Here is a 3,532-nt window from a genome sequence, read left to right on the forward strand (position 1 = left end):
TCGAAACTGTATGGTAAGCATAAAATCCATTCCTTTATTTCAAAATTTTCAGAACCTATTGCTGTATCAAAAGATTTTCGTACCTGGTCCTTTCGAGAATCAGCGAAATCTTCGTTTTTTAAGACTGTAATTCTATTATTTTTAACTTTAAAAACGGACACAAATGTCCGTTTCCGAACAGAAAAAACGGACAAAAAACTCTAAAGCCCCCTCAGGGCTTGTTTCAGAGCGATGGCATGATAGTTGGGAATAAAATAACAAGGGTAAGCCCATCACTCATTTCTCGATCTGTTCCGGCAATCACTGTTAAATTTAATTATCGTTATGTTCACAAATTACTTAAAAATCGCCTTTCGGGTTCTTAAACGCAACAAAGTGTATGTTATCCTCAATGTGATGGGTCTCGGCTTTGCCATTACTTGTTGTATATTGGCTTATCTCAACTATAATTACCGGGCAAACTTTGATCAAAACCATAGCAATACTAAAAATATTTACAGGATAAACAGTAATCGTAAGATTGATGGAAATAGTCAACCGTGGGGTGTGACACCGCTGCCCTTAGCCCAGGCTATCAATAAAAAAGACTCAGGGATAGAGGGGATAGCAAGGCTTAGCAGTGCCTCCGTTATTGTAAAAAAACAGGAGGATACTTTCGATGAGCGTATTTTTTACGCAGATAAGACATTATTTGATTTTTTTACCTTGCCATTAAAACAAGGTAACTTATCTGGCTTCGGCCAACCCAACCAGGTGGTCATTAGTGATGCTTTTGCAGAAAAATATTTTTCTAAAGTAATGCCCGTTGGTCAGACTCTGACGGTAATCGGAGCAGACAACATTTCCAAAGTTTATACAGTGGGGGCTGTAATGGAAAAAATTCCAGCGAATTCGAGTATCCACTTTGATATTATTACTTCCTTTAGCAACGAATCAACCAGTACAAAGACAGAAGCAACTGACTGGTCGAATGCCTCATTGATAACCACATTTGTAAAACTGAAAGACGAAAAATCAATTCGATTTGTAACTGCTGATCTCAATGCTTTCATAGAACCTCATAATCGTAAACGAATCGACTGGGAAATTGCAGACTTTTATCTGCAACCTTTTTCTGAGCTTGCCACGAGTTCAGATATTGATATGTCGGGGTATGTGTATGGCAGTCAACTGACATCTAACCCCCGCGGTGTCCTAGTAATTGTTCCGGCGATTATGTCGATATTTATTTTGTTGATTACCTGTTTTAATTTTACTAATATTTCCATCGCATTTGCCAGCAGCCGATTAAAAGAAATTGGAATTCGTAAAGTGATTGGGGGAATTAAAGGACAGTTGATCCGCCAGTTTCTTGCCGAAAACATTGTTCTTTGTCTCCTGGCCTCCTTAATAGCATTGGTGTTTGTCGGTTTACTCACACCATCAGTCAATCAACTGACCGGAGTTGATCTTTTACCTGACTTTAGCCGGGATTATGGTTTATGGATTTTTCTCATACTTATTCCTTTGGTGTGTGCAATCTTTTCAGGTTTATACCCGGCATTCTACATTAGTTCTTTTGAACCTGTTTCAATTCTTAAAGGGAAAACATTCCTGGGCTCTTCCAACCGCTTTACCAGATTCTTATTAATAGCCCAGTTCAGTTTGTCCTGTTTTGCATTAGTGGTGGGCATTGTTATGTCTCAGAATGCATCGTTTCAACAGAAGGCAGACCTTGGTTATGCGATCAATGAAATAGCTGTTGTTGAGATCAGTAATCCTCAGGAATATGCCATGTTTAAACAGAAAATTGAGCAAAATCCGGAAATTAGAAGTGTGGCTGGGTGTGTTCAACAAATTGGGGATGGTTCATACACACTTAAGGCTAAAATAGCTGAAAACCAGATTCAGGCTCAGGTTACACAGGTTGGTGGAAAAGCTTATCTGAATACCATGGGTATCCGGTTATTGCAGGGACGCCACTTTTATGACACTGAGGCAGAAGCTGATCAATCTGTCTTAGTGAACCAAACTTTTGTGAAACAATTGAATTTGGAGCAGCCCCTGGGTCAAACGGTAAGTCTGGATAGTGCCAGGTACACTATCGTAGGAGTTGTGAGCGATTATAAAGAATATGGTTTACATGACCTTGTGCCGCCGTGCATATTGAGGATGGCTAAGCCGGATGATTATAAATTTGTTGTAGTGCGATCGGGTCAGGATAAGTTACCGGAGGTAGCAAAGTCCCTTCAGGCCGACTGGCATCAGGTAGCTCCTAATGTACCTTACAGGTCCTATCTGCAATCGGACTTAATAGAAAAAGAAATTCGTATGACAGATGGTTTTAAATCAATTGCATATTTTCTGGCTATCGTTACCTTGCTGTTATCTGCCTCAGGATTGTTTGCCTTGATATCATTAAACATAGACAAACGAGGCAAAGAAATTGGAATGCGAAAAGTGTTGGGGGCTTCTGTCATGCAAATAATTGGATTGGTAAACCGTGAGTTTGTTCGTATTCTTCTGATCGCTTTTGTGATTGGCTCAGCATTTGGCTACCTGTTTACCAGTAAGTTCATTTTTCAATTTATATTCAAATACCATCCTGAAGCGGGTCCTGAACCTTATTTTGGTACCCTGGCTATTGTTCTGTTTTGTTGTAGTTTAATCATCGGCACCAAAGTATACCGGGCAGCTACCACAAATCCGATAGAAAAACTACGGGCAGAATAGTATTTCGAAAATCTGGTAAGGACCATTGAAGTAGATAAGAGCAAGAGATTATTTCAGCCTGGCTGAGATTGTCAATTATCACACTATTCAGGATAATAACTTTCTAAGTTAGTTCTTCGTTTTTTGAGACAAAATTTTATTTTTTCAAACCTCCAAAAGACTCGGATCGTACCAAACATCTTCATAATTATCCTCACCGATTAAAAACCGGTAACCAGGAGGGAGACCTAAAAATTTCAGTAGTTGAGGATACCAACTCTTTAAATGCTCAACGTGTAAAGGAACAAAGAAGCTGGGGTCATTGGAGAAACTTTCGACAGCCCAAATGTACCATCCTGTTGTGTCACCTTCTGGAGGATGCCTCAGGCCGTTTATTGGAAAGATGGTTCCTCCTTTAACATTTAAAGAAATTCCAACGTTAAGGCTGAACGGGGATGGGAAAACATGTTCTTCATATTTATGGCAAACTTCCTTTTGTTCTTCGTCGATTTCCATCTTTAAGTTCTTGGTTTTTTGAGACTATTTTCTCATAATTTAGGTCTAGAAAATAAATGCACTCGTTCTGCTTTTATAATATCATTATCATTTACTTCAACTTCTTCTATTATTGGTTGGGCCGGATCGAGAGAGATGTAGAAAAAACCATTACTTAAAAAGAACTTATAGTCTTCAATAAAATAAAAATTATAGTCGGAATTATGGTAAAAGGAATATTCTATGACATTTGAAAAAAGGTAACAACTTTTTAGTTTACCTTTTTTAAAATAACGCATAAGTGTTTTTGGAAAAGTATTAGTGGATTTTGGTTTAGCTTATATTG

Annotated in this window: 2 protein-coding genes; one reads left to right on the forward strand and one right to left on the reverse strand. The window is 38.4% G+C overall.

Annotated features, from left to right (window positions below; genetic code table 11):
* Window positions 1-324: 324 nt before the first annotated feature.
* Entirely contained in the window at window positions 325-2,712 is a 2,388-nt protein-coding gene (locus B2746_RS22725; RefSeq protein WP_290799462.1) for an ABC transporter permease, read from the forward strand.
* Window positions 2,713-2,856: 144 nt separating this feature from the next.
* On the opposite strand, the gene B2746_RS22730 is transcribed toward B2746_RS22725, so the two are convergent.
* Window positions 2,857-3,207, reverse strand: coding sequence for an immunity protein Imm33 domain-containing protein (locus tag B2746_RS22730; protein WP_290799464.1), 351 nt, complete (start codon window positions 3,205-3,207; stop codon window positions 2,857-2,859).
* Between the last annotated feature and the right edge of the window lie 325 nt (window positions 3,208-3,532).

The sequence above is a fragment of the Flavihumibacter sp. UBA7668 genome, from assembly GCF_002483205.1.
Lineage (GTDB): Bacteria > Bacteroidota > Bacteroidia > Chitinophagales > Chitinophagaceae > Flavihumibacter.